The following is a 25,619-nucleotide window of genomic DNA, read 5'->3' on the forward strand; positions in this document are numbered from 1 at the left end:
TGGATCCCGGACATGCGCGTCACCCGCGCGCAGCGTGGCCTTGGCTGGTCGCGCGTCTGCTTCCATGGCGTGGATGTCGGATCAGATTCCGGCAAGGCCCTTCAGGGCGGCGTTGATCCGGTCCTGCCAGCCGGGGCCGTCCTTCTGGAAATGCTCCAGCACGGCGCGGTCGAGGCGCAGGGACACCATCTCGCGGGCGCCGGGCGGGCTGAGCGGCGCGGCGGGGGCGCGTTCGGCGGGCTTGGGAGCGTCAGGCGCCTTGGTGGTGGCGGCCTTGAAGGCAGCTTCCGCTGCCTGGCGGGGGTCGCTGGCGCGACGGGTCCGATCGAATGCCATGGGTCGGTTTCCTGGTAAGGCGTGTCGGCTCAGCTCGCGGAGCGTTTGCGTTTGGGGGCCGGCGCGGGAGCGGCAGCCTTCTCGGCGGCATCGGCGGCTTCCTTGGCGAGGCGAAGGGCGCGCAGTTTCACGGTGCGCTCGTCGATTTCCTTCACCGATTGCAGATGCTCCGCCATCGCCTGCGCACCTTCCTTGGCCATCCGCTCGGCGCGCTCGGCGCGCTCCTCGGACCGGGTCCTGGCGTCGGTTTCGTCGCTCATCGTCGTCCTTCCTAGCTCCCCTCGCCCCACCGCCCACGCATCGACCGCATCCTTCGCCCTGGCGGAGGCGGCAGGGCCGGATGACCCGCTCGTGCCCGCTCGCGCGGCGTTGCGATGTCGACGATCGAGACGGGTGCCGGCGGACGTGACAATCCGCGATCGGCGGCAGGGAAGGGTGATCCACACACCCTTCGCACGGGACCGGGCTTCGGGCGGGATCGCCGGGACATAGCACGTCCGGGGACCAAAAAGCGAACCCTGGCAAGGACTCGCGGTGGTTGACTGCGCAGATCCCGGTGGATGTCCCCGTCAAAACGCCGCGATGAGGATGATTCCGGCCACCATCAGCCCCGCACCCGCGATCCGTGCCCGGCCGGCGCGGTGCTCCGGCATCCCGAGCCAGCCGAAATGATCGATGGCCAGCGACGTCAGCAGGTTGGCGGTGATGAGCATCCCGTTGAAAGCGCCCGCCCCCACCTTGTCGACGAAAAGGAGGCCGCCGAACACCGCCACCGCCCCGGCGATGCCGCCCAATGGCGCCCACCATGGCATCGCCGCCAGATCGCTGCGGGTCGGAAGCGGGACCGGACGGATCGCCAGCATCGCGACGAAGACGAAGACGATGGGCAGGAACGAGATCGCCGCCGCGAGCCACGGATTGACAAGCGCGCCGCGCAGCGCCGCATTCATGGTGACGCCGATCGCCTGCAGGGCGCCGGCGACGAGGATGAAGGGATAGAAGAGGGGACCGGTCATGGGCGTGAAATCTCTATCGATGCGGGTGGCCGGCCTCAGAACCGGGCGATGAGGACGATGCCGGCCACCATCAGGCCGCCGCCGAGGAGGTGCAGCAGCCCCTGCGAGTTCGCCTGCATCCCGAGCCAACCGAAATGATCGATGGCCAGTGACGTCAGGATGTTGGCGGTGATGAGCAGCCCGTTGAACGGCCCGGCCCCGACCTTGTCGACGAAGGCGAGGCCGCCGAACACTGCAACCGCTCCGGCGAGCCCGCCCAATGGCGCCCACCACGGCATGCCGCCGAGCTGTTCCAGGCTGGGCAGCGGCGTCGGCATCACCACGAACAGCGTGACGAAGACGAAGACGATGAGCGAGAACGAGACGGAGGCCGCCAGCCACGGGTTGACGAAGGCCACGCGCAGACGCGCGTTCATGGAATTACCCGCCGCCTGGAGCGCGCCGGCGACCAGGATGAAGGGATAGAGCAGGGCCGCGTTCATGTCGGGTCGTCCTCGGAATGGCGGTTGGGTTCGGAAGGAAGGGCGATCAGGGCAGGAGGAGCAGGCCGGCCAGGGCCAGGATCAGGGCCGGCGGCATCACCAGCAGGCCGAGCTTGAGGAAGCGCCAGAAACCGACATCCTCGCCTTCGCGGCGGATGGCGGTGAGCCACAGGATGGTCGCGAGGGATCCGGTCACCGAAAGGTTGGGACCGAGATCGATGCCGATGAGGATCGCCCCTGCGACCTTCTCGGAGACGTCGGCCTGCTGCACGGCCGCCCCCGCGATCAGACCGGCCGGCAGGTTGTTCACGAGGTTGGAGAGCACCGCCACCAGGGTCCCGCCACCCCAGGCCGCAGCATCGGGCGAGGCCAAAGCCGCCCGCTTGAGGTGATCGGCGAGCATGGTCAGGACGCCGGTCTTCTCCAGGGCCTCCACCAGCACGAACAGCCCGGCCACGAGGGGCAGTACGCCCCAGGACACGTCCTTGACGACCTCGACGGCACCGCCGCGCTTGATCGCGAGGACGAGAAGCGTGGTGGCCAGACCCGCGATGAAGGTCGGCAGGCCGAGTTCGAGATCGTAGGCCGAGGCGGCGATGAGGGCCCCGGCGGTGGCGACGATGCCGAGACCGGCGACCTTGCCGGTGCCCGAGAGCGGCGTCGCCGCGACGTCCCTGGCGAGCAATTGCTGCCGCAGGACGGAGTTCTGGGTCAGGCGCAGGACGATGTAGGTGGCGACGATGGCGAGGACCGACGGCAGCGCGAACCGCGCGAGCCATTCGGTGAGCGGCGGCATGTGCGCGGCGTAGACGACGAGGTTGGCCGGGTTCGAGATCGGCAGCACGAAGCTCGCCGCGTTGGCGATGAAGGCGCAGATGAAGAGGTAGGGCAGCGGCTCGGCCTCCGCCGCCTTGGCCGCGGCGTAGACCGCCGGCGTTAGCACCACGGCGCACGCATCGTTGGAGAGGAGCACCGTGACCACGGTGCCGACGAGATAGACCAGCAGGAACAGGCGCGTTGCCGACCCCTTGGCCTGACGTACGGCGATGCCGGCGAGCCAGTCGAACAGGCCCTCCTTCCTGGCGATCTCGGCGAGCAGCATCATGCCGACGAGGAACAGATAGACATCCGTCCCCTTCCGCACGCCGTCCCAGGCTGCTTCCGGCGAGATCAGGCCCAGCACCAGCAGCGCCGCGGCACCGAGCACGGCCCAGACCGCTTCCGGCCAGGAGAAGGGCCGGGTGATGACCCCGAGGGTCGCCAGTCCGGCGATGATCCAGGTCGCCAGATGCGGTGTCACGGGGAGTGCGAACATGGGCGGGCGAGTTCCTGTCAGGGGCGGAAAAACGGAGCGACGGCTACCAGTGCCGGCCGTTTCGGTTGGGGCCGAGCTGGGTACCGAGGAGGCCCTTCTCGGGCCAGGCGCCGATGGAATCCGCGTCGCTGCCGATCCCCTTCGAGACCGGCAGGCGGAATCGGTCGGTGGCCGGCTCGACGACATCCCGTCCCGTGCCCCCGGCCGCATCCGAGGCCCGCACGGTGAGACGGCGCGCCGACGCGTCCCAGGGGATCGAGGCCCGGTAGCGCCGGTCGCCCTCGGCGCGGGTCATCGCTTGCCACGGGCCGCCATCGACGCTTACCTCGCAGGCGGTGACGGGCGAGGCGCCGAGGACGAGCGCGCGGACTTCCACCCTGTCGCCCACCCGGTGGCCGTCGTCATGGGCGAGGCGCCGGTCGGCGGGGGCGGTGACGAGGACGAAGGGCCAGGGTTCGGCCAGCTCCTTGAAGCGCCAGCTGACAACGCCGCCATCGATGGCGGCGACGGCATAGCCGACCGGCCCTTCCTCGACCTGCCCGGTGGAGCGGGTGGCGGCGAAGATGGTGCGACCGTCATTGGCGAGCTCGTTGTAATGGGTGTGGCCCATCTCCACGAGGCGCACCCGCGACCGCGAGACGAGTTGCCCGACACGCTCGGCCTCGCCGTCACCCTTCAGGTCGGCGGGGTAGCTGTGCATGAACAGCGCGCAGTCGAGGCCGTCGCGTTCGGCCGACTGGATCTCGCCTTCGAGCCAAGCGAGCTGCGCGTTGCCCAGGCGGAAATCCGGACCGCCGCCTCCCGGCCCGCACATGTCGAGGAAGAGGCAACGGATGCCGGAGATATCGGTGGCGTAGGGAAGCCGCCGTGCGCCGAGGCCGGCATGGAAGGCGTCGAGACTGCCGCTCTCCATGTCGTGATCTCCCGTGACGACATGGACGGGAAGCGGGAGGCCGGCCAGTCCCTGGCGGACGAGGTCATATTGCTCGGGCCAGCCGTTCTCGGCGTTGTCGCCGGGCAGATACGCGAAATCGAGCCCCTCCACCGCGCCGAGCTGCGCGACGATGGCGAGGAAATCGCGGGCGTTCTCGAGATGCCCCTCGGTAAGGTGCAGGTCACCGATATGGGCGAAGGCGAGGATGTCGTCCCGTCCGCTGGTGGCATTTGTCATGGCTTGGCAAAGGTCATGGCGTGTCTCCAGCGCAGCCCCGCCTGGTGCCGGCGGGGCGTTGGAAGGAACCGGGAAGTTTCAGGGTGCTGAACGGAGGCTGCGTCAGGCGATGGCGGGGGCCATGGGCTCCGGCCCATTGGCGCTCGGTGGCTTCGAGGCCGTGGTCGGCGGCTCGAACCCGTAGGTCTCCGGCATGGCCACGAGGTAGAGGACAAATCCCATCGCCGCGATCCCAGCCAGGACCAGGAACGCCGTCGAGTAGCCCGCCGACACGATGATGAGACCGGCCAGCGTCGCCGAGAACGACGCGCCGAAGCCCTGCGTCGTGGCGACGGCTCCCTGCGAGACGTTGAACCGTCCGGTCCCTCGGGTGAGGTCGGCGACGACGATGGGGAAGAGCGCGCCGTAGATGCCGGCGCCGATCCCGTCGAGGAGCTGGACGGCGACGAGGTAGAACGGGTTGTCCGAGAAGGTGTAGAGCACACCCCGGATGGCAAGCACGCCAAAGGCCACGAGGAAGATCGGCTTGCGCCCGATCGCGTCGGCCTTGGCGCCGACGAAGACCGCCACCGGCACCATGACGAACTGCGCGGCCACGATGCAGACGGAGATGAGGGAGGTCGCGCTCTCCTTGCCGGACAGCTTGGTCAACAGCTGGCCCACCGAGGTCAGCATCGCGGCATTGGAAAGGTGGAAGATCGCGGCCAGTAGGGCGAACAGCATCAGGGTGCGGTTCTGCAGCAGGGCCTTGATCCCGGACGCCTGCTCGCCGCCCTCCCCCGCCTTCTCATCGAGGCCGCGGGCGAGGTCGTCGTCGATGTCCTTGGCCGGCACCATCAGCATGGCCCCGACGCTCAGCACCGCGAGGACGGCCATCAGCCAGAACACCACGATGGGCCCGAAGAAATAGGCCGTCGAGCCGGCGATGGCCGCCGAGACAGCGTTGCCCGCATGGTTGAAGCCCTCGTTGCGGCCGATCCGCTTCGAGAACATCTTCGGCCCCACCACGCCGAGGGTGATCGCGGCGAGGGCCGGCGGGAACACCGCCCCGGCGATGCCGGCAACAGACTGTGTCGCGGCCACGAGGTAGAAATTGGTCACAAAGGGAAGGAGCAGGCAGCTCGCCGTGACGGCCAGCGCCCCGGCGATCACGATGGCGCGCTTGTGGTTGGTCCGGTCGATCAGCGCCCCGGCCGGCGTCTGCGCGATCAGTCCGGCAACGCCGGCGATCGTCATGATCAACCCCGTCGTCGCCTCGTTCCAGCCCTGGTCGGGACCGCGCACGGCGATGAGATAGATGGCGAGGTAGGGACCGAGACCGTCACGGACGTCGGCGAGGAAGAAGTTGAGGGCGTCGAGCCCGCGCAGCGTGCGCTGCGACGGGGCACGGCTCCGATCCTGGCCGGCGGCGGTGACGCTCGTCATCCGATCGATCCTTGGTAAGCTTTTCATGGATGGGACCGATCGGCGCGTGTCACTGGCTCTGGAAGCCAAAGCTTCGCGTCGATCGGAGCGGCAAACCCCTGCCCGAAATAAAGGTTCCTTGCCAGGGATTAAATTCTACGTGAGCGTCGAAGCACAGGCGCGGCAAGCCAGACTGTCAGTGTATAGCGCATGTGGAATATCAGGCGTCGAAACAGGTTTCGCAGAAGTGGCCCCCGGTTCTGCGGTGCGAACCTGTGCCACTTCAAAGCCTATGCGAAATAAAGCGTCGGCTTGCCGATGCGAAACTGCTTAGGCCGCGAGCCGTTTTTCCTTACGAATGATACCGTCGTCATGGACATGGATCTCGAAGGTAACTCCGTCTCGAATACCGCGAATCTCGAAATGCCTCGGCTTGCGTAGCGGCGGTCCTTCGACACGGTAGCCGGCATCCCGGACGAGGCGCAGGGCCGTATCCGGATCGCCCTTGCGGTTCTTCTCGTCCGGTCGCGCGAGGGTACGGACCGTACCGTCGGCGAGGGTGAGGCGGGACACCTTAATCTCGCAGGGCGTGATCGCGCCCTCGACGGTGACGGTATCTCCGACCGTGGGCATCTCTTCCGTCGTGGCTTTCGGACCGAGATCGGCGAGCCGCCTCGTGCCGTCCCCCTCCAGCGCGAAGCGATGGCCGAAGATGGCCCAGACGATTCCAGTCGCGGTCACGGTGTTTGGCATTGTTGTTGGTCCCGATGATTGAGAAAGTCGGTCATCCCCTCCCCCGGAGGTCCGAGGGAGGGAATCGTCATCGTCAGAAGCTGCGCTTCTCGCGGATGTCGCCATCGAATCCGACATGGAGCAGGCGCTCGATCCCGTCCTGACCCTTGACCGCCATATCGAGATGGCGCGGTCCGCGACCGGTGACGCGGATGTCGGAATAGCCGGCCGCCTCGACCTTCGCGGTCAGGGCCGGCGCATCGATGGCGGGGCCGAGGCCGACCTTGTCCTTCGCCCAGTCGAGGCCGCCGGGCTTCGGGCCACGCGGCGGGCCGAGGACCACGGTCTGTCCATCGGCCCTCGTCAGGAGGGTGGCGTGGAGGAAGCCGTTCTCGAAACGGCCCTGCACCGTCACGGCTTCGCCCTTGGTGACGAGTTTACCGTCCTCGCCCTGCTTGCCGGTTTCGACAAGGGCGCGGCCGGACCCGTCCTGCAGGACGAACTTGTTGCCGAAGATCTCGGCGACGTCGCCCTTGGCGGCGATGGCGGCGGAAGGAGCGAGCTGTGCGATGGTGACCGGCGCGACGGGGGTGAGGGTCACGCCGGAATTCTGCGCCAAGGAGAGGCCAACCGCGCCGAAGGCGAGCGGGGCGGCGATGGCTCCGACGATCCAGCCGCGGCGCGAGCGGCGCGGGGCGGCGGGGCGCGGCATCTCGGTGGCGGTTCCGTCGATGGTCTTCTCGGTCGTCATGGTGGGGATGTCCTTGGAAAAGCGGATCCCCTCTCGGGTTGACGCCGTTCTAGGCTCGCCCCTCCAACCCGATCTGAACCGCGCGGTTCAGCCCCGGTTAAAGCGCGGCGCGTAGGCGCCAGGGTTCCCCTATGTCGCCGTTCCGACCCCAAGGATCCGGATTCCGATGAAGCTCCTTCTGGTGGAGGACGATGCGGCGCTCGCTGCCGAGATCGCCAAGGCCCTGCGCACCGAGAACTTCGCCCTCGACCACGCGGTCAACGGAGAGGACGGCCAGCATCTCGGCGAGACGGAGACCTACGACGCCGTGGTCCTCGATCTCGGGCTGCCCAAGCGCGACGGCGTCTCGGTGCTCCAGGCCTGGCGAGCCGCAGGGCGGACCATGCCGGTGCTGATCCTCACCGCGCGGGATGGCTGGAGCGACAAGGTCGCGGGCTTCAAGGCGGGGGCGGACGATTATCTCGTCAAGCCGTTCCGGGTGGAGGAACTCGTGATCCGCCTGCGCGCCCTGGTGCGCCGCGCCTCGGCGCACGGGGCCAACCGGATCGTCTGCGGGCCTCTGACCTACGATGCCGGGCTCGGCACGTTCGAGCGGGATGGCCTGCCGCTGAAGCTGACCGGGCTCGAATGGCGGGTGCTCTCCTGCCTGATCCTGCGCAAGGACGGGGTGGTGCCCCGTGGCCAGCTGATCGAGCGGGTCTATGACGGCGACGCGGAGGTGGATTCCAACTCCGTGGAGGTCATCATCACCCGCCTCCGCCGGAAGATCGCCCCGGCCCGGATCGAGGGGGTGCGCGGCCACGGCTACCAGCTCGTGGCGGGGGAGGTGCCATGACCCCGCCGCGACCTCCCCATGGACCGGCTCATCCGCATCGCGGCTCCCTGCAGCGGCGCCTGATCCTCGCCGCCATCGTCCTCGTTACGGTGGCCCTCGTGGTGGCGGGGGTCGCCATCGGTTTCATCCTGCACCGCTTCGTGCGAGGGCAGATCGACAGCCGCCTCGACAGCCAGATCGTCGCCATCGCCTCCAGCCTCGAGCGGAGCGGCGACGGCCGTCTCGCCCTCGGGCGCAACCTCGACGGGCCGCCCTTCGACCGCGACCGGTCGGGCTGGTCCTGGCAAGTCCGGCAGGGCGACGCGATCCTCCGCTCCGGCTCCCTGGAAGGCCGCGACCTCGCCGTTCCCGAAGACGACCGCGGGGATGGCGGGGGGCGACACCGCGACCGTCCCCATCCTGCCGACGCCGTCGACCCCTGGGGCAACCCGGTGATCCTGCGCATCCTCGCCCTGCCGGACGCGGCGGGGGCAGGCCCGGCGACGATCGTCGCTTCCGCGCCCATGGCGGCCCTGCGCGGGCCCGTCCGCGAGGCGGGTCTCACCCTGGCGCTGATCCTCGCCGTGCTCGGCCTCTGCCTCCTCGCCGGCCTCGTCGTACAGGTCCGCCTCGGCCTCAGACCATTGGAACGCCTGCGCCGGGACCTCGCCGAGGTTCGCGCGGGCAAGCGCGCACAGGTGCCGGAGAAGCAGCCGGCGGAAATCCGCCCCCTCGTGCGCGAGGTGAACGCGCTCCTGGCTCAGAACGCGGCGAATCTCGAACGGGCACGCACCCATGTGGCCAACCTAGCCCACGGGTTGAAGACCCCCCTGGCGACCCTGACCATGGCCCTCCGGGACGGGGAGCGCGACCCGGACGGCCGGCTGACGACCCTCGTCTCGGGCATGGACGGGCAGATCCGCCACCATCTGCGCCGCGCCCGCACGGCGGCCCTGGGCGGGGCCACCCGCGAGAGGACAGCGCTGGAGGCACCCGTGGCGGATCTGCGCGCTACCTTCGCGCGGCTCTATGCCGAAAAGGGCATCGCCTTCACCGTGGAGGTGCCGGACGGCATCGCGGTGGCCTGCGACGGACAAGATGTGGACGAGATGCTCGGCAACCTCATCGACAATGCCTGCCGCTGGTGCCGGGCGCGGGTCCGGATCGCCGCCGCCCTCACCGAACGGGGCGTCATCGTCACTGTGGAGGATGACGGGCCGGGCCTCGACGCGGATGCGGCTGCCGACGTTCTGGGGCGCGGCAAACGCCTGGACGAGACCGTGCCCGGCCATGGGTTCGGCCTGTCGATCACCACGGAACTGGCCGAACTCTATGGCGGCTCGCTTCGTCTCGACCGCGGCAGCTTCCATGGTCTTCGCGCTCAGCTCGACTTGCCAGTCTGACTGAATTGCCGAGCTCGACTTACCGACCTCTCTCAAAATGGCAGTTCCACCCACACGGTTTCTTCAAGATGGGCTGCGCACCTTGAAGGGGAGCGAGCGGGTGGCATATGGCCTGCTGTGAAGAGTCGTCCCGCTCCGCATTTGCCCCACCCCGTACCAGGATGGCACGGTGGGAGCATAGGGCAGAGGACAGGCGGCCCATTCCGGTTCGGGCGGGAGGTTCTGGATGTCTGAGATCGACCACGACGTCATCGTCATCGGAGCCGGCCTCGCCGGGACCACCGCGACCATCGCTCTCGCCAAGGCCGGTTACGACACCGCGATCATCGACACTCACGCGGTCTATCCCCCCGACTTCCGGGCTGAAAAACTCGGCGTGCCGCAGATGGACCTGTTCGAAAAGCTCGGATTCGGCGAATTGGCGAGGGCCGTGACGACGCCCGTAGACGAGGTCTGCATCTCGCGCTTCGGCCATCTGTTCTCCCGCCATGCCGTGCGCGAATACGGCGTTCACTACACCCCCCTCATCAACGACCTGCGCGGAGCTCTGCCCGCCTCCTCGCCCCTGGTGGTCGGACGCGTGGCGGAGATCGAGACCGGCCCGGAACGGCAACGGGTTACCCTCGCCGATGGCAGCGTGCGCACAGCGCGGCTGGTGCTTCTGGCCACCGGCCTCGGTGACGTGCTTCGGCGCAAGGTCGGCATCGGCAGGACCATGGTCAGCGAGAAGCACTCCCTGTGCTTCGGCTTCGACATGGCGGCCCCGCCCTCGTCCTTCGGCTTCGAATCCCTGACCTATTACGGGGAGAGCACGGAGAGCGCGGTGGCCTATGTCACGCTCTTTCCCATCGGCTCGACCATGCGGGTCAACCTCTTCGTCTACCGCGCGCCCTCCGATCCGTGGGTGAAGGAGTTCCGCAAATCCCCCGAGGCGCTCATGAGGCAGGCCATGCCCGGCCTCGCCCGCCTCTGCCCGGACCTCACCGTGACGGGGCCGGTGGAGATGCGGCCCATCGACATCGTCCATGCGGCCGATGCGGAACGCGACGGGGTCGTCCTCCTGGGAGACGCCTTCCTGACCCCCTGCCCGATCCCCGGGACCGGGATCGGCAAGGTGCTCACGGACGTCGACCGGCTCTGTTCCGAGCATCTGCCGCGCTGGTTCGCGACCCCGGGGATGGGCAAGGACAAGATCGCCGAATTCTACGCCGACCCGATCAAGCAGGCCTCGGACCAGCAATGCCTCCGGGCCAGCCTCTATGCCCGCGAGATCACCGTCGGACGCGGCGCCATGTGGACCCTGCGGCGCCTGCGCAACCGTATCGGCCGCTACGGCCTGCATGCCCTCCATAGGCTGCGGACGACGATCGCCAGGCCGCGCCGTCCGGTCATCGGGGAAACCAAGACCGTCTGAGCCGGGCTATCGTCCCCCCGCGCCAGCGCGGGGAGCGGGCCGAGCCGTCGATGAACTCGAAGGCCGAGGTGCGGTTGAGGGTGTGAAGGCGGGTGCCGGGAAAGAGCGGGCCCGAGCGCAGGATCGTTTCGACGGTCTGGACGTAGCCCTCGTCGTCGAGACGGTCGATCCGCGCCAGCGCCAGCGCTTCGCCGTAGCCCAGTCGGCAATCCTGGACCGGACGGATCAGGGCGCCGTCCCGCTCCACGACGCGTCCCGCCGGCCGCGCCGAGGCGATGTCGATGAGCACCGGATTGTGGGCATGCGGCGTCCAGGGACCTCGGAAGTCGGGTGCCGACCAGAGATGCAGGCTGTCGTGGTAAGAGCCGAGCACCGTTCCTCCACCCACATCGGCGGCCTGATCGCGGACCGTAGCGAACATCCACCAGCGGCCGTCCCGCTCCAGCAGGGTCGGATCGCTGGCGGTGACGCCTCGCAGCAGCGTCGCTTCCTTGACCCAGCCCCCGGGAAAGGCGGTCGCGCGGTAGAGGTCGACGGTGTCGTTGGCGCAGCTCTCCGGGATCATCCAGAACGCCCCCTCGCGCTCGAATACGAACGGGTAGGACAGGTGATGGGATTCCTCCAGCACCGGGACCGGCGTTCCGACCGGGCCGTTCGCATCGAAGGCCACAGCCGAGATCAGCGCCTTGCCCGTCGCGTGCGGGAAATCCTCGACGAAGAGGATGGTGCGCCCCTTGTGCTCGATCCCGAACGGATCGGCGTAGAAGCGGAGACCGTCATCCGCCAGGTCGCGCCAGCCGGTCGAGGGATGCGCGCGCAGGTCAATGAGATCGGGGCCGGCCAACCGGCGCCAACCGACCCGCCAATGCGGCGCGCGATAGCAGAGGTAGTAGAGTCGCCGGACGACGAGCCGCGCCGCCATCTTCGCGGCGCGGGTGCCGACCGTCTTCACGGTGAGTGGGGGCGCCTCGCGCGACACGAGGACGCTGTCCCGGAGAAGCGGCCGGGCGCCCGACAGCGCGCCAACGATGAGCGTCATGCTGCGGATCAGCCCATCCTCGAACGCGGTGAGCATGGTCCCGCGATCCTCGGCGCCGAAGCGCCCGGAAGCGATGATCCTGCCATTCGCGGAGAGGGACGCCACGGGGGAGCGGCCGGCGAGCAGCGCGGCCAGAAGGGCGCCTTCGCCCGCCACGCCGTCGAAGCCGAGGCGCCAGACCGACAGGTCCGGGCCGCCCTCCGCATCGCCGCAGAGGTCGAGAATGCAGGAGGCGGCCGCCGTGGGTTCGGGATAAGCGGCGAATGCACTCACCGGGAGGGGGGCGGACAGACCGTCGAGGGACAGGCGGTTCAGCAGGGATTCGAGGCGGAACAGCAGCCCGGCATTGTCCGGCAGGCCGCCCGGCCCCGGCGAGCGGTCGACCTCCACTTCGAGCCCGGGGAGCGCTGCGAGCCGTTCCAGAAGACGGAGATGCCAGCGGCGGGGGGCGCGTCCATCCAGCCTCAGTCGCAGGCGCATTGTCGTCGGTCCCCGGACAGTCGAGAGCCGAGGCCGAAAGCCGCCGGCTGTTGGGATCGGTCCGACGCGGGACGTCCCCACCACATTGTCCGGTTACAGCATCACGATTGAGAAACCCTTCACCGCTGCCGGCCCCGAATGCCAGACAGGGGCATATTTTAAACTCCTGCTAACCATGCTTTGCACGAACGAGGCCGAGATCGCGGAAATCCCCGGGTGTTGGTGAATCGTCAGTAAAGTCGGATCATGCCTGTAGATCCGAAGGACGGGCTGTATCCCGGCCACGGCCCGAGCATCCGATGGCACAGATGGACAGACACATCGCGGCGGCGGATTGGATCGGTCGATCCAGCATCGACCGGCCGCCCTCCTCCGAGCCCGACAAGAGCGCCGAGATCGGCGATCTCTGGCGCATCCTCACCGTGCGCCGGGCCTGGGTGCTCGGAACCGCCGCGCTTTTCACCGTCATTGCGGTGGCCTACGGGTTCCTCGCACCGCCGCTCTACGCGGCCACCGCCCAGATCCTCATCGACCCGCGCGACAAGCAGATCGTCACCAACGACGTCAATCCCGTCGCCATGGCGCCGGATGGCGGCGTGATCCAGGTCGAGAGCCAGGCACGCGTGATCGAATCGGATTCCGTCCTGACCCGAGCCGCCCACGATGCCGGCTTGCTCGATGACCCGGATTTCGGGGGCGTCGGCACCGGCTTCCTCAGCTGGACCCTGCGCACCCTCCAGGGCGAAGGTGCCGTCCCCGCCACCGATGCCGCCGCCGAGGCCCGGGCCGTCCGCGCTCTGCGGCGCAAGCTCGCGGTAAAGCGGGCCGACAAGGTCTTCGTGGTGGATGTCGTCGTCACCGCGGGCAACCCGGACAAGGCGGCCCGGATCGTCAACGCCATCGCCGCCGCCTACCTCAAGGACCAGACCTCCGCCCGCGCGGACGCCGCCTCGCGGGCCTCGGCCGAGTTGGCATCGCGCCTCGACGAACTGCGCAAGCGCGTCAACGTCGCCGAGAACAAGGTCGAGAAGTTCAAGGCCGAGAACGGATTGATCACGGCGAGCGGCCAGCTCATCAGCGAACAGCAGCTGGCGGAGAGCAACAACCGGATCGTGGCTGCCCGCGCCCGCACGGCGGAGGCGCGCACCCGGCTGCAGCAGATCAAGGACGCGCGCGGCACCGCCTTCGGACCGGATTCGGCCCCGGAGGCGATCCAGTCCGCGGTGATCGAGCGGCTGCGGACCCAATATGCGGAACTCGCGAGCAAGGAAGCGGATCTGCGCACCCAGCTCGGCAACCGCCACCCCTATATCGAGGCGGTGCGAACCCAGATGCAGGACGTGAAACGTCTCACCGAGGTGGAGCTGGCCCGCATCGCCCGCTCGGCGGAGACGGATTATCAGCGCGCCGCCGCCAACGAGAAGGCGCTGACCTCGAACCTCGACGAGCTGAAGCGGGGCTCCATCGTCACCGGCGAAGCCTCGGTCCGCCTGCGCGAACTCGACCGTGAGGTGGATACCAGCCGGGCCGTCTACAGCAACTTCCTCAGCCGCTCGCGCGAAATCCAGGAACAGACGGGCATCGACACCACCAATGCCCGCGTCATCAGCTGGGCCCGGCCGCCCGCCGAGCGGAGCTGGCCCCTGCGGCTCCTGCTGTTCGTCGGCGGCCTCGTCAGCGGCCTCGGCCTCGGGGCCGGCCTCGCCTTCGTACGCGAGTATCTCGACCCCACCGTCCTGTCCCGACGCCAGATGGAGCGGCTGTCGCACACCTCCGTGGTCGCCACCTATCCGGAGTTCAAGGCGGGAAGCGAGCGTCCGGCCAGCGTCGCCGCGAGCCTGACCCTCGACCGCCTGTCCAGCGTGCGCGGGCAGATCCATCCGCCGGGCCAGGCACTGAGCGTGCTCGTCACCTCGGCGGCCTCAGATGGCGCGGACCGGCGTTCGACGATCCACCTGCTCGCGGCGGTGGCGACGGCGCGCGGCGAACGCGTGCTCCTCGTGGAGGCGGACCTCGAAGCGCCGCCGGACCAGGACGCCTCCGGTCCGGGCCTCATCGAGGTCCTGCGCGGCGAGGCCGGCATGGCGGCGGCGGCCAAGGCGGATTCGGAGAGCGGTGCCGCGCGGATCGGCATCGGCGATATCGCCAAGGCCTCGCGCGAGACCCTGAGCCGCGCCAATATCGAGCAGTTCCTCGCAGCCGCCAAATCGAGCTTCGACCTCATCCTGATCGATGGCGGCGTCCTTACCGGCAACCTGCGGATCGGGCCCCTCGCCGCCGCCAGTGACAGGCTCCTGATCGTCGCGAAGAACGGGGCCACGCGCCAGCGCGACCTCCTCGATATCCTGGATGTCTCGGAAGTGCTGGGCCGCCCGGTCTCGGGCAGTCTTTTCGTCGATCGCTACGCGGCGGCTGCGTGACGGCCGGTCCATGAGGAGCGCCGTCCATTCCCCGGCCCGAGGGCGGAAGGAGGCCGGAGCGGCTTCCCGAAGCCCGATGCCGTTCGGCCTGATCGCCCTCACCGTGCTGGTCCTCGGCGTATCGGGCGGCATGCTGTGGAATGTCGGCATCAATTACGACGGGCTCACGGGGGCGGCGCCGCAGAAGATCCATCCCTCGACCTATCTGGTCATCGTCCTGTTCGGGTGGGCCGCCATCAGGTCCGGCAACCCGGCGGGCTATCTCGTTCATGCCGTGCAGGTGCGGCCGGCGGGGATGCTGCTCGCCGCGTGCAGCATCGGGCTGTTCCTGCACATCGTCCTGCGCAGCGGCCCGGGCATGGCGGGGGCACTGGACACGTTCCTGCTGCCGGGGCTCTTCGTCGTCCTGCTCGCCGACCGCGACGCGCTGACCTGGCGGCGCCTCGAACTGACGGTGCATGCGGTGATGCTCGTCAACGCCCTGCTGGGCCTGACGGAATTCGCGACGAAGACCCTGTTCTTTCCCTACCGGCTCGACGGTGAGGTCTTCGCCACCGATACGCGCTCGGCCGCGCTACAGGGACACCCCCTCGGCAATGCCACCCTCACGGCCTGCTACGTCCTCGGCCTCATCGGCGGCGGCGGGCGCATGACGGTTCCCCAGCGCCTCGCGATGATCGGGCTGCAACTCGCCGCCCTCGTCGCCTTCGGCGGGCGCTCGGCCATGGTGGTGACGCTGATCTTCGGCGGCGGCTACGGTCTCTTCGCCCTGCACAAGGTGCTGAGCGCGGGCCGGATCCCGCTTCTGGCGGCGGCGGCCGGGATCTTCCTGTTCACCCTCGTGCCCCTCGGCATCGGCGGTCTCGCGGCCGGCGGGTTCTTCGACGCGCTGCTCAGCCGATTCATGGCCGATGGCGGGAGTGCCAATGCCCGCGTGGAGATGCTCGACCTCGTCGCCAGCATCCCCTTCCGCGAGTTGCTGGTCGGTCCGGATATGAGCCTGGTCGATTCGTTACGGCGCGTGAGCGGGCTCGAATGGGGCATCGAGAACCCCATCGTCCGGACCCTCGTCTACCAGGGCATCTTCATGACGGTCCTGCTCACCGTGGCAGTGACGCTCTACATCATCGAATTGGTCCGCCATTGCCGCCCCGGCACGTTCCTGCCCGTCATCGCCTTCGTCATCCTGGTGAACACGTTCGAGGGGATCGGCGCCAAGACCACGCTGCTCGCCAAGTTCGCCATCCTGCTCCTGGGCCTATTCCACGCCGTCAGCGACCGTCCGCCGGGACGCGCAGACCGAGGGCGGTGACGATGGCCGGATCGAAGCGCCGGGTGGCATCGTCCATCAGCCCCATCCCGTCGAACAGGTTCCAGAACGCCCAGGGGAATCCCTCGGCTTCGGCCGCCTCCCGCACGTCGCGGACGTAGCGCGCCCGGTCTTCCGCACGGGATGCCACGTAGCGCGCATCGCTGCGCAGGGCACCGAACTCCCCGAGCACGATCCGCTGCGGCGCGATGCCGTGGCGGCGTCCCCATTCGCCCACCATGGCGAGGTGGCGGGCAAGGTAGCGCTTGTCCGGCTGGGCGGCGAAATACTCGGCGAGCTTGGCCTCCGTCAGGGCATAGGCCTCACGCTTGGCCTCGGCCGACAGGGCGGCGTCGCCGGCCATCCTGGCCCTGACGGCGGCGAGCGTCGTCTTGAGACTGCCGGCGGAGGCCGGCCAGGGCACCGCGTTGAGGGCGCGGTAGACCGGCTCCCGCATCCAGGGCGCCCCCTGGTGGCTGAACAGGTAGGGCTCGTAGTAGTGGAAGGTGAACAGGAGCGGGGCGAAACGGGCCAGCGGCGCGGGGTCCAGGGCGGTGAGCCCCGTGATCATGCTGCCGCAGGCGCCGCAGGCCACGAGGGTCAGGCGTGGGGCGACCCGGCGGGCCTCGCCGAGGAGGTCGTCCTGGATCGTGAGCCACGATGCCGCGCCGCATCCTTGCGGCGGCTCGTTAACGGGCTCCAGCGCCAGCCGTTCGGGGGCGATTCCCTCCAGCAGGCGGGCGAGGTCGGAGACGAAGCGCCGATAAGCGGGAAACAGCGGCGCGCCGGGCTCGCCGTAGAAATTCTGCGGGTTCCAGTGATGCGTCGCGCCATTGGCCTGCACGTTGACCAGGACCGCGAGGTCCGCGCGCAACGCCGCCTCCACCGCCGCCTTGAGCTCGGCCATGAGGCGCTCGCGCTCCTCCGGCCCGGCGGCGGCGAACGGTCCGGGATCGACGGGCAGGCGCAGGAAGTCGAACCCGGCGGCGCGCAGGCGCGCGAGGTCGCGGCCCGTCGGGACGGGCCGGCCCTCCTGGAACGGCGGCGCCCCGTAATCCGTGCGCGGCGCCGGAAACTCCCGCGTCAGGGAGAACCAGGGCCAGGTGTTGACGCCGCGCGTCAGGCGGAGGGGCGCAGGGGCGGCGGCGGTCGGCACAAATCCCGCCGTCAGCGCCGCGGCCGCCAGGATCGCCCTGCGCGTGGGAGGCGCCCTCACGAAGGGCGGTCCCCGCCCCGTCCTCCGATCGCCATCGAGGCACGGGCTGTGGGGACATGGCCGGACGAGGTGGCGGGGTGCTTCGCCTCCTGGCCCGCCGGTGCCGCAAAGCCCCCGAGCGCCATCGCCTCCGTCTCGTATTGCTTCAGGATCTCCGACCATTCGAAGCGGTCGGCGGCACGGACCAGCGAGGCGACGCCCGCCTTCCTCGCGGCGCCATCGTCCCCGATCAGGGTTTCGATGTGCCGCTCGCAGGCATCCGCGTCGGCGAAGTAGAACTGCTCCTCGCCCGCCGTACCGCGGTTGAACGGATTGTCGTGGGCGATCACCGGGTTGCCGGCCCACAGGGCCTCCACCAGGGAGGGATTGGTCCCCCCGACCGTATGGCCGTGCAGGTAGGCCCGCGCATGGAAGCGCAGGGATCGGATCGTCTCCGTCTCGTAGATGGCGCCGGGGAACAGGACCTCGTCGCTGGCCGCCTCCCTCACCGCGCGGTGGTAGGGATTGCTCTCGGAGAGCGTGCCGAGGACCACGAGCCGCATGCCCCGCACCTTGCGCGAGAAGGCATCGACCATGGTGAGGATGTTGTTGTCGGGCTCTATCCGGGCGATCGAGGTCATGTATCGCCCCGGCTTCAGACCGAGGACCTCGATGGGGGCGGTCGACGCCGCCGAGATCGGGTCGCCGCCATAGGGAATGGTGGCGATGGCGGATCTCGGACGGCGCGTGGCGACGTGATCGGCGATGGCCGGGTGGTCCGCCACGAGGCGGTGGGACGCCCAGGCGGCAATCCACTCGTTGGTCCAGAACCAGGCCCGCACCGCCATCGACCATTTCGGCCGCTTCCACTCGATGCCGTCCATGTTGGTGATGATCTTCGCCCCGGCGAGACGCAGATACGGCAGGAAGATCGCCCCGTTATACCCGAGCACGAGGCTGACGCCGCCCCGCTTGGCCGCGTCGCGCACGCAGTGCCAGTCGAAATCCAGGGTCGCCCGCGGTCCGCTGGTGGACACGGCCACATGGATGAGCTCGACGCCCTTCCAGGTCGTCGAGCGGAAACGCTCCGTCACCGCCTCGACCTCGTCCTGGCAATAGACCCCCACATGCCAGCCGCGAGCCACGAGGAAAAGCGCGAGCTTCTCGGCGAAGGTCTCGAACCCGCCATGGGCTGCGGGAATGCCGCGAGTTCCCAGGATCAGCAGAGAGGGCTTGTGCGACGACATCCGAGTCTCCTTGTAGCCCCCAATGGTCCCGAGACGGGACACGAGAAACATCTCCAGGCAACCATGCTCCGTGATTACACCGGGTGAGGTTCTTGCTCGGTAACGAATGAAAATAGGACGGCATGTCATCTTGGGGCAGTTGAGATCGGGATCGAGGTCGAATCGGCATGCGCATCACCTGCGTCCACCAGGGATACGAACTCTACGGTTCCGACCGCAGCTTCGTTGAAAGCGTGCGGATCTTTCGCGCGGCCTATCCCGGCGCGGTCATCGACGTGGTCCTGCCCCGGACCGGCCCGATCGTCGGCGCCCTCGACGGAGTTGCCTCGCGGATCGTGTTCGAGCCGCTCTGGATTCTCCGGCGGCGCGACCTGCCGCGCCTCGCGACCCTCGGCCTGCTGACGCTGCCGGTGGCGATGCTGCGCGCCTGGAAGCGGCTGCGCGCGAGCGACCTCGTCTACATCAACACCTCCGTGGTGGCGGATTATCTTCTCGCCTCCCGCCTCTGTCCCGGCCGCGCCATCGTCCATGTCCACGAGATTCCGCAGGGGGCCACCCTGAGGCTGCTGCGCGGGCTGATCCGCTGGAGCGGAGCCGACATCGTGTTCAACTCCCGTGCCACGGCGACGGCCTTCTCGCTGACCTCCAAGGTCGCCATGCGGGTGGTCTACAATGGAATCGCCGGTCCGGAGGCGCCACCGCCCTCGACTTATGACGGCGCCCGCCCCCTGCGCCTGCTGATGCTGGGCCGGATCAGCCGCATCAAGGGCCAGGAGATCCTGGTCGAGGCGATCCGCTCCCTGCCGCCGGAAGTGCGCGCGCGGCTCGACGTGCGCATCGTCGGCAGCGCCTTCGAGGATGCGGCGCGCGAAGAGGCGCTCGGCCGGCAGATCGCCGATGCCGGACTGGGCTCCGTCATCCGCCTGTCCCCCTTCGTCGACGACCCGTCCGATCTTTATCGCTGGGCGGACGTGGTGACGGTGCCGTCGCGCCTGCCGGAATCCCTCGGCCGGGTGGCGATCGAGGCCATGGCCTATGGCCGCCCCCCCGTCGTCTCGCGCATCGGCGGCCTGACGGAAGTGGTCGAGGACGGGTCGAGCGGCTGGGTCGTCGCGCCCGACGATGCCCGCAGCCTCGCCTCCGCCCTGCAGCGGATCGTCACCGATCCGGCCTCCTGGCACGCCTTCCCGGCCGCAGCCCGCGCCCGTTACGCGGCTCTGTTCGGAGAGGCCGCCGCCGCGGAGGGGCTGGTGGCGATGGTCCGTGCCCGCATCGGCGATCGCGCCGGCGCCGATGCCAGCGCCGTCGTGGCGGGCTGAATCGCCATGAACGGTCTGAGCCGCCTCGTCCGCCGCTTCATCCTCATGCTGGGGGGCGAAGTCACCCAGAGCGCTTTCCATTTCGGGATCAACATCGTCCTGGCGCGAAGCCTGAGTCCGCATGATTACGGGCGCTTCGCCATCCTCTTCCTCGTGGGCGGGCTGGCGCTCACCTACATCCGCTCGCTCGCCGGCGTGCCGGCCACCATCACCATTCCGCCTCGCGCCGGACGACGCGCGGCGCGCGGGTTCGACGTGACCTTCGGTACGGTGGCGGTCGTCCTCTCCGCGACGATCGCGGCCGGGGTCTGCGCGGCGCTGATGGCGACCTCGGACATCAACGCCCTGGCCGGCAGCCTCTTCGTCGGCCTCTGGTCGCTGCGCAGCTACCTGCGCCTCGCGCTCTTCGCCAAGCACCGGCCGGCGATCTCGGGGCTGGGCGACGTGGTCTTCGCCCTCTCGGGCACCGCCTTCACCGTGGCAATGATCCATTTTCAGGGTGCCCCCGGCCTCGACGAGACGCTGTTCGCCCTGGCTTGCGCCAACGGCCTCGGCATCGTCGCCTCGCTCGCCCTGCTGCGGGAACCCATTCGGCTCAGCCTCGGCCGCTCGATGCGACGCCGCTACGGGGCCATGATCCCGACCCTGTCGTGGTCTCTCGTCAACGTCACCACCGCCAACGTCCAGGGCCAGGGACAGGGCCTTCTCGTGGCCGCCATCGCGGGACCGGCCGCCTATGCGCCGATGGCCGCCACCTTCGTGCTGTTCTCGCCCCTGCGGCTGTCGGCATCCGCCCTCATCAACATGGTCCAGCCCGAGGTGGCGGGGCACCTCGCCCGGGGCGACTTCACCCTCGCCCGCCGCTTCGCCCTCATCTGCTCCGGGCTGCTCGGACTCGGCTGCATCGCCTACGGCGCCATCCTCCTTTCGGCGCTCGAACTCATCGAACACAGGTTGTTCGCCGGCCAGTTCGCGGCGGCGCCGATGATGCTGATCGCGGTGGCGGCCTGGGCCATCGTCACGGTCTCGCTCATCCACGCGCCGATGCGTATTCTGTTGGAGACGATGCAGGACTTCCGTCCCCTCTCGGTGATTGCGGGCGTCAGTGTGGGATTCGGCGCCATCGCCGTGATCGGCCTGCTCTTGATCGCCCAGCCGGCCTGGTCGCTTTTCGGCGTGCTGATCTCCGAAGTGGTTGTGCTGGCAGGTTGCCTCTGGATGCTGAAGCCCTGGCGCGCCGCCATGCCTCTGATGCGGCCCGGCCGCGATGCCGAGGCGGGGGCCGGTCGATGACCCGTTCCTCCTGCGACGACGAGCACCGCCGCGGCCCCGATCCCCACATGTCCGCCGCACACGCGCGTAGGCCTCCCGGCGCCGCGATAGCCAGGACATCCCGACCCAGGACATTCCAGCCATGAGCGTGATCCAAGACTTTCCCGCTTCGACGCGTCCCGTCTCCGTCGGCGGGTACGAGGCCCGCCTCCACACGACGATGGCGACGGTCGCCCGCCTCTGGAGCCGGCTCGAATCCGAAGGCACGGCCACCGCCTATCAGCGCCTCGACTGGGCGACGGCCATCGTCGAGCGCCTGGGCACCGCCTCCAAGGCGGATCCGGTGATCGTCGAAGTGATCGATGCCAACGGGCGTGCGGTCATGCTGGTGCCCCTGGCGCGCCTGCGCCATCGCGGCTACCGGGCGATCACCTGGCTCGATCTCGGGGTCTGCGATTACGCGGCACCTATTCTCGCCCCCGGCATCGACCTCTCCGCCGACGAGATGGCCCTTGCCTGGACCGCGATCCGGACTGTGCTCCCCCGGGCCGACCTGATCCAGATCAGCCGGATCCCCGACGACGTGAACGGCCGCCCCAACCCGTTCGCCACCCTGCCCGGATGCCGTCGGATGGACATGCAGGCCTCGGGCGTCGCCATCGAGGGCGATGCCGAGACGCTGCTCGCGCGCCTGTGCCGTCCCAGCACCCTGAAGGACATGGCCAAGCTGCGCCGCCGGCTGGACCGTGCGGGCACCGTCACCTTCGTGGAGGCGCGAAGCACCGACGAAGTCGACCGGATCTTCGATGCGCTGGTCGAGCAGCGCCGCTCGCGCTTTGCCGAGATCGGCCGATTCAACCTGCTCTCACGCTCCGATGTGGAGGCGTTCTACCGTGAAGGCGCCCATCGGGGCCTCGCCGGCGGACCGGTCCGTCTGTTCGGATTGGCGGTGGACGGGGAATGGATCGCCTGCGCCTACGGCCTCGTCCATGGCGGGACCTTCCATGGCATCCTGCTGACCATGGCGGGCGAGGCGTGGCGCAACACCTCGCCGGGTCTGCACATCGTCGCCGAAGCCCTGCGATGGGCACGCGCCGAGGGGCTCGGCTATTTCGATTTCACCGTCGGCGTGATGCCCTACAAGTCCGATTTCGGTGTCCAGACCCGTGACCTGAGCGAACTCTACGAGGTCGTGACCCTACGCGGCCATCTGGTCAAGCACGCGATCGCGGGAGCCGAGGCCTCCAAGATCTGGCTGCGCAGCCATCCGGAATGGTTCGCCCGCGCGCAGAAGGCGCGCCGGTGGCTCCGGCGCAAGGTGGCCTGAAGGAGCCGCACGAAGCGGCGGTTGGCCTGCCCGCCCGATGGTGCTAGGGGAGAACGTGGTGAGTCTCCGTAGCTCAGCTGGACAGAGCACAGGTTTCCTAAACTTCAATTGGGCGTCGCGAGGGGAAACCACGCGGCGGATCCGCTCAAATTCGGGGAACGCCCACGGCCCGCATGCTCGCTGGCCCGGCCGATCCCGAGCCAAGCCCCGGAGCCATCCGGGGAAGGTGTAGAGACTAGACGGGCGGCGCCTAAAGATCGCGAAGGGTCATTCCCCACCGATCCATGGCGAAGGGATAGTCCAGACCACGAACGCCCCGACACGGGGCGGCGGCGGAAGCCGAAGTGGGATGAAACCTGGGGTCGCAGGTTCGAGACCTGCCGGGGACGCCACCATATCCCATTCCCGCCCCTTCCCCGTTCCCCGTATGCCGGGCAAGGGCGTGGAATAGTGCGGCGGTGCCATCTTTTTCGGGTTGGGTTGAACAGGGGAACGTGGAAGAAACAGCGTCCAGGAGAACCATGAGCGTCGAGGATCTGCCCAAGGGCAAGATGCGCGGTTAGAGTTCATGAGACTGGGCGGGATCTGACATGGCTGGGCAAAAGACCGATGCACGCGATGTCCATGTCGGCATGCGCATCGCCGAGCAAAGGAAGAAATCGGCCCTCACCCAGAAACGTGTCGCCCAGAGCTTCGGCATGTCTGCGGCACAACTCCAGAAGTACGAGAAGGGCATCAACCGCATCAGCGCGATCCATCTCGAGATTTTAAGCCGCATGACCGGTATGCCGATCGATTATTTCTTCGATGGCATGGACCGGAGCGACGACGCCCCTCGCCGTGGACTGAGCGAGTCGCCCCAGCAGGCTTTCGTGACCCAGGACGGAGGACAGGCCTCGTGGAGCGGTCTCGTCGATGTCGTCGCCAAGCACGTGACGGAGCATTTCTCCGACGCCAGCCGCCGCGAGTTCGCCGCCGCCATCCATGCGCTAGACGAGAAACTGAACGGTTGATCTAAAGTATGATCCGTTCGTTTTAGCGGATACGTTCGGTTTGTCGTCTTGACCGCCTGGGGAGGGAGTGCCAGAAGCTCTCCGTTCCGAAGACCGGGTCGAACGCTGCTGAGGCGAACCCGAAACCGGGGGGCCTCAGATGCCGCGTTCCAACTACCTGTTCACCAGCGAGTCGGTCTCCGAAGGCCATCCGGACAAGGTCTGCGACCGGATCTCGGACACCATCGTCGATGCCTATATCGGCGCGATGCCGGAAGCCCGCCTCGGGGTCGAGACCCTGGCCACGACCAACCGCATCGTCATCGCGGGCGAGGTACGCGGCCCAGATTCCGTGACCTTCGAGCACCTGGAGCACCTCACCCGTGAAGCGGTGAAGGACATCGGCTACGAGCAGTCGGGCTTCCACTGGAAGAACAACGACATCGCCATCCACCTCCATGCCCAGTCCGCCGATATCGCGCAGGGCGTGGATTCGTCCGGCAACAAGGACGAGGGTGCCGGCGACCAGGGCATCATGTTCGGCTATGCCTCGGACGAGACGCCCGAGCTGATGCCGGCGCCGATCTACTATGCCCACAAGATCCTCAAGGATCTGGCGGACGCCCGCAAGGGCAAGCAGGGCGATGCCGCCAAGCTTGGGCCCGATGCCAAGAGCCAGGTCACCGTCCGCTACGAGAACGGCCGCCCGGTCGGCGTGACCCAGATCGTGCTCTCCACCCAGCACATCGACGAAACCCTCGATTCCGCTGACGTGCGCGCCATCGTCGAGCCTTACATCCTGGCGGCTCTGCCCCAGGGCTGGGTCGGCGAGGAGACCGTCTGGCACGTCAACCCCACCGGCAAGTTCGTCATCGGCGGCCCGGACGGGGATGCCGGCCTGACCGGCCGCAAGATCATCGTCGACACCTATGGCGGCGCGGCACCGCACGGCGGTGGTGCCTTCTCGGGCAAGGATCCGACCAAGGTCGACCGCTCCGCGGCTTACGCCGCGCGCTACCTCGCCAAGAACGTCGTGGCCGCGGGTCTCGCCACCCGCGCCACGATCCAGCTCGCCTACGCCATCGGCGTCGCCAAGCCGCTCTCGATCTACGTGGACCTGCACGGTACTGGCACCGTCGACGAGGCGAAGCTCGAGACCGTGCTGATGGACGCCCTCGATCTCTCGCCCCGCGGCATCCGCCTCGCCCTCGGCCTCAACAAGCCGATCTACGCCCGCACCTCTGCCTACGGCCATTTCGGCCGCAAGCCCGAGGATGACGGCGGCTTCTCGTGGGAGCGCACCGACCTCGCCGACAAGCTCAAGTCGGCCCTGTCCTGACCCGTGGAAAACGGGCGGGATGAACTCCCGCCCGACGAGGGCGGGACGGCCATCGAGGGTGCCGACCGCGCCTTCTATGGCCGGCGCAAGGGCAAGCGCCTGCGGGCCGGCCAGGAACAGCGGCTGGCCGAGCTGTTGCCGCGCCTGCGCGTCGCGCTGCCGGCGGAGGGGGTACGGCTCGACCTGCCCACACTTTTCCCGCATCCGGTGGACGAGGTCTGGCTGGAGATCGGGTTCGGCGGCGGCGAGCATCTCGCCGCCCAGGCCACCCGTCATCCGCAGGTCGGCATCGTCGGCGCGGAGCCTTTCGTCAACGGTGTCGTCAAGCTGCTGCGGGCCGTGGATGACGGCGACCTGGGCAATGTCCGGATCTGGGACGAGGACGCCACGCAGCTCCTCGCCGCCATTCCCGATGCGAGCCTCGCCCGCGTCTACCTGCTCTACCCCGATCCCTGGCCCAAGCGCCGCCAGCGCAAGCGGCGGTTCGTCTCGGACGAGACGCTTGCCGAGATCGCACGGGTCCTGAAGCCCGGCGGCGTCTTCCGCTTTGCCAGCGACATCGACGATTATGCCGGCTGGACCCTAGTGCGGGCGGCCCGGTGCGACGCCCTCAGCTGGACCGCCGAAGCGGCGGCCGATTGGACGCGGCCCTTCCCGGAATGGCCGGGCACCCGTTACGAGGCCAAGGCGATCGCGGCCGGCCGTGGCCCGACCTACCTGGAGTTCCGCCGACACGGCTGAGCGGGTGCGCTCCGGCACAGCTATTTCGTCGTAAGCCCTTGCGGCGCAGGGCGTTTCGACCTCAGATGCCGGGGCAATGAGCATCCGGGGCTACCGGAGCG

The 25,619-nt window shown here is 68.7% G+C and carries 23 protein-coding genes; 11 read left to right on the forward strand and 12 right to left on the reverse strand.

Annotation, left to right across the window (positions count from 1 at the left end):
* Positions 1-81: 81 nt before the first annotated feature.
* The 9 genes from MKK51_RS15120 to MKK51_RS15155 form a co-directional block, all read right to left on the reverse strand.
* The gene (locus MKK51_RS15120) at positions 82-336 is read right to left on the reverse strand and encodes a BrnA antitoxin family protein (RefSeq protein ID WP_243978476.1); all 255 of its coding nucleotides are present in this window, start codon (positions 334-336) and stop codon (positions 82-84) included.
* Between the two features lie 29 nt (positions 337-365).
* Complete coding sequence (locus tag MKK51_RS15125; RefSeq protein WP_027171025.1) at positions 366-596, reverse strand: hypothetical protein; 231 nt, start codon at positions 594-596, stop codon at positions 366-368.
* Positions 597-905: 309 nt separating this feature from the next.
* The gene (locus tag MKK51_RS27560; RefSeq protein WP_409565688.1) at positions 906-1,352 is read right to left on the reverse strand and encodes a DMT family transporter; all 447 of its coding nucleotides are present in this window, start codon (positions 1,350-1,352) and stop codon (positions 906-908) included.
* A gap of 35 nt (positions 1,353-1,387) precedes the next feature.
* Complete coding sequence (locus MKK51_RS27565; RefSeq protein ID WP_409565689.1) at positions 1,388-1,834, reverse strand: DMT family transporter; 447 nt, start codon at positions 1,832-1,834, stop codon at positions 1,388-1,390.
* Between the two features lie 46 nt (positions 1,835-1,880).
* Positions 1,881-3,149 (reverse strand): arsenic transporter, encoded by a 1,269-nt coding sequence (locus MKK51_RS15135; protein WP_243978478.1) that lies wholly within the window; start codon positions 3,147-3,149, stop codon positions 1,881-1,883.
* A 43-nt stretch (positions 3,150-3,192) separates the two neighbouring features.
* Complete coding sequence (locus tag MKK51_RS15140; RefSeq protein ID WP_243978488.1) at positions 3,193-4,320, reverse strand: metallophosphoesterase; 1,128 nt, start codon at positions 4,318-4,320, stop codon at positions 3,193-3,195.
* Positions 4,321-4,422: 102 nt separating this feature from the next.
* A complete protein-coding gene (locus MKK51_RS15145; RefSeq protein WP_243978490.1) occupies positions 4,423-5,745 on the reverse strand; it encodes an MFS transporter in 1,323 nt (440 codons plus the stop codon).
* 309 nt (positions 5,746-6,054) lie between these two features.
* A complete protein-coding gene (locus MKK51_RS15150; protein WP_243978492.1) occupies positions 6,055-6,477 on the reverse strand; it encodes a hypothetical protein in 423 nt (140 codons plus the stop codon).
* Between the two features lie 73 nt (positions 6,478-6,550).
* Positions 6,551-7,207, reverse strand: a complete 657-nt coding sequence (locus MKK51_RS15155; protein ID WP_243978493.1) for a DNA-binding protein — start codon at positions 7,205-7,207, stop codon at positions 6,551-6,553.
* A 166-nt stretch (positions 7,208-7,373) separates the two neighbouring features.
* Here MKK51_RS15155 and MKK51_RS15160 point away from each other — a divergent pair, with 166 nt between their 5' ends.
* From MKK51_RS15160 to MKK51_RS15170, 3 genes are all read left to right on the forward strand, one after another.
* The gene (locus MKK51_RS15160; protein WP_243978495.1) at positions 7,374-8,042 is read left to right on the forward strand and encodes a response regulator transcription factor; all 669 of its coding nucleotides are present in this window, start codon (positions 7,374-7,376) and stop codon (positions 8,040-8,042) included.
* Positions 8,039-9,424, forward strand: a complete 1,386-nt coding sequence (locus MKK51_RS15165; RefSeq protein ID WP_243978498.1) for a sensor histidine kinase — start codon at positions 8,039-8,041, stop codon at positions 9,422-9,424. Before MKK51_RS15160 ends, MKK51_RS15165 begins: the two co-directional genes overlap by 4 nt.
* Positions 9,425-9,650: 226 nt before the next feature.
* Positions 9,651-10,838, forward strand: a complete 1,188-nt coding sequence (locus tag MKK51_RS15170) for an FAD-dependent oxidoreductase (protein ID WP_243978499.1) — start codon at positions 9,651-9,653, stop codon at positions 10,836-10,838.
* On the opposite strand, the gene MKK51_RS15175 is transcribed toward MKK51_RS15170, so the two are convergent.
* Entirely contained in the window at positions 10,813-12,357 is a 1,545-nt protein-coding gene (locus MKK51_RS15175) for a formyl transferase (RefSeq protein ID WP_243978501.1), read from the reverse strand. The genes MKK51_RS15170 and MKK51_RS15175 overlap by 26 nt on opposite strands.
* A 308-nt stretch (positions 12,358-12,665) precedes the next feature.
* On the opposite strand from MKK51_RS15175, the gene MKK51_RS15180 reads away from it, so the two are divergent.
* Together MKK51_RS15180 and MKK51_RS15185 are read left to right on the forward strand one after the other, a co-directional pair.
* The gene (locus MKK51_RS15180; RefSeq protein WP_243978503.1) at positions 12,666-14,777 is read left to right on the forward strand and encodes a GumC family protein; all 2,112 of its coding nucleotides are present in this window, start codon (positions 12,666-12,668) and stop codon (positions 14,775-14,777) included.
* Positions 14,778-14,853: 76 nt separating this feature from the next.
* A complete protein-coding gene (locus MKK51_RS15185; RefSeq protein ID WP_243978504.1) occupies positions 14,854-16,089 on the forward strand; it encodes a VpsF family polysaccharide biosynthesis protein in 1,236 nt (411 codons plus the stop codon).
* Here the strand turns inward: MKK51_RS15185 and MKK51_RS15190 are convergent.
* Together MKK51_RS15190 and MKK51_RS15195 are read right to left on the reverse strand one after the other, a co-directional pair.
* A complete protein-coding gene (locus MKK51_RS15190; RefSeq protein WP_409565690.1) occupies positions 16,049-17,302 on the reverse strand; it encodes a glycoside hydrolase family 5 protein in 1,254 nt (417 codons plus the stop codon). The genes MKK51_RS15185 and MKK51_RS15190 overlap by 41 nt on opposite strands.
* Positions 17,299-18,528 (reverse strand): DUF1972 domain-containing protein, encoded by a 1,230-nt coding sequence (locus MKK51_RS15195; RefSeq protein ID WP_243978506.1) that lies wholly within the window; start codon positions 18,526-18,528, stop codon positions 17,299-17,301. The genes MKK51_RS15190 and MKK51_RS15195 overlap by 4 nt, the downstream gene beginning before the upstream one ends.
* A 167-nt stretch (positions 18,529-18,695) precedes the next feature.
* Between MKK51_RS15195 and MKK51_RS15200 the strand changes: the two genes are divergently transcribed.
* From MKK51_RS15200 to trmB, 6 genes are all read left to right on the forward strand, one after another.
* Positions 18,696-19,847 (forward strand): glycosyltransferase, encoded by a 1,152-nt coding sequence (locus tag MKK51_RS15200; protein ID WP_243978508.1) that lies wholly within the window; start codon positions 18,696-18,698, stop codon positions 19,845-19,847.
* A gap of 6 nt (positions 19,848-19,853) precedes the next feature.
* On the forward strand, positions 19,854-21,140 hold the full coding sequence (locus tag MKK51_RS15205) for a hypothetical protein (protein WP_243978509.1): 1,287 nt from the start codon (positions 19,854-19,856) through the stop codon (positions 21,138-21,140).
* 121 nt (positions 21,141-21,261) lie between these two features.
* The gene (locus MKK51_RS15210; protein WP_243978511.1) at positions 21,262-22,446 is read left to right on the forward strand and encodes a GNAT family N-acetyltransferase; all 1,185 of its coding nucleotides are present in this window, start codon (positions 21,262-21,264) and stop codon (positions 22,444-22,446) included.
* Between the two features lie 590 nt (positions 22,447-23,036).
* A complete protein-coding gene (locus MKK51_RS15215; protein ID WP_243978513.1) occupies positions 23,037-23,459 on the forward strand; it encodes a helix-turn-helix domain-containing protein in 423 nt (140 codons plus the stop codon).
* A 139-nt stretch (positions 23,460-23,598) separates the two neighbouring features.
* Complete coding sequence (gene metK, locus MKK51_RS15220; protein ID WP_243978515.1) at positions 23,599-24,777, forward strand: methionine adenosyltransferase; 1,179 nt, start codon at positions 23,599-23,601, stop codon at positions 24,775-24,777.
* A 3-nt stretch (positions 24,778-24,780) separates the two neighbouring features.
* Positions 24,781-25,518 (forward strand): tRNA (guanosine(46)-N7)-methyltransferase TrmB, encoded by a 738-nt coding sequence (gene trmB, locus MKK51_RS15225; RefSeq protein ID WP_243978517.1) that lies wholly within the window; start codon positions 24,781-24,783, stop codon positions 25,516-25,518.
* The last annotated feature ends 101 nt before the right edge of the window (positions 25,519-25,619 follow it).

The organism is Methylobacterium sp. E-045, assembly GCF_022829685.1.
Classification (GTDB): domain Bacteria; phylum Pseudomonadota; class Alphaproteobacteria; order Rhizobiales; family Beijerinckiaceae; genus Methylobacterium.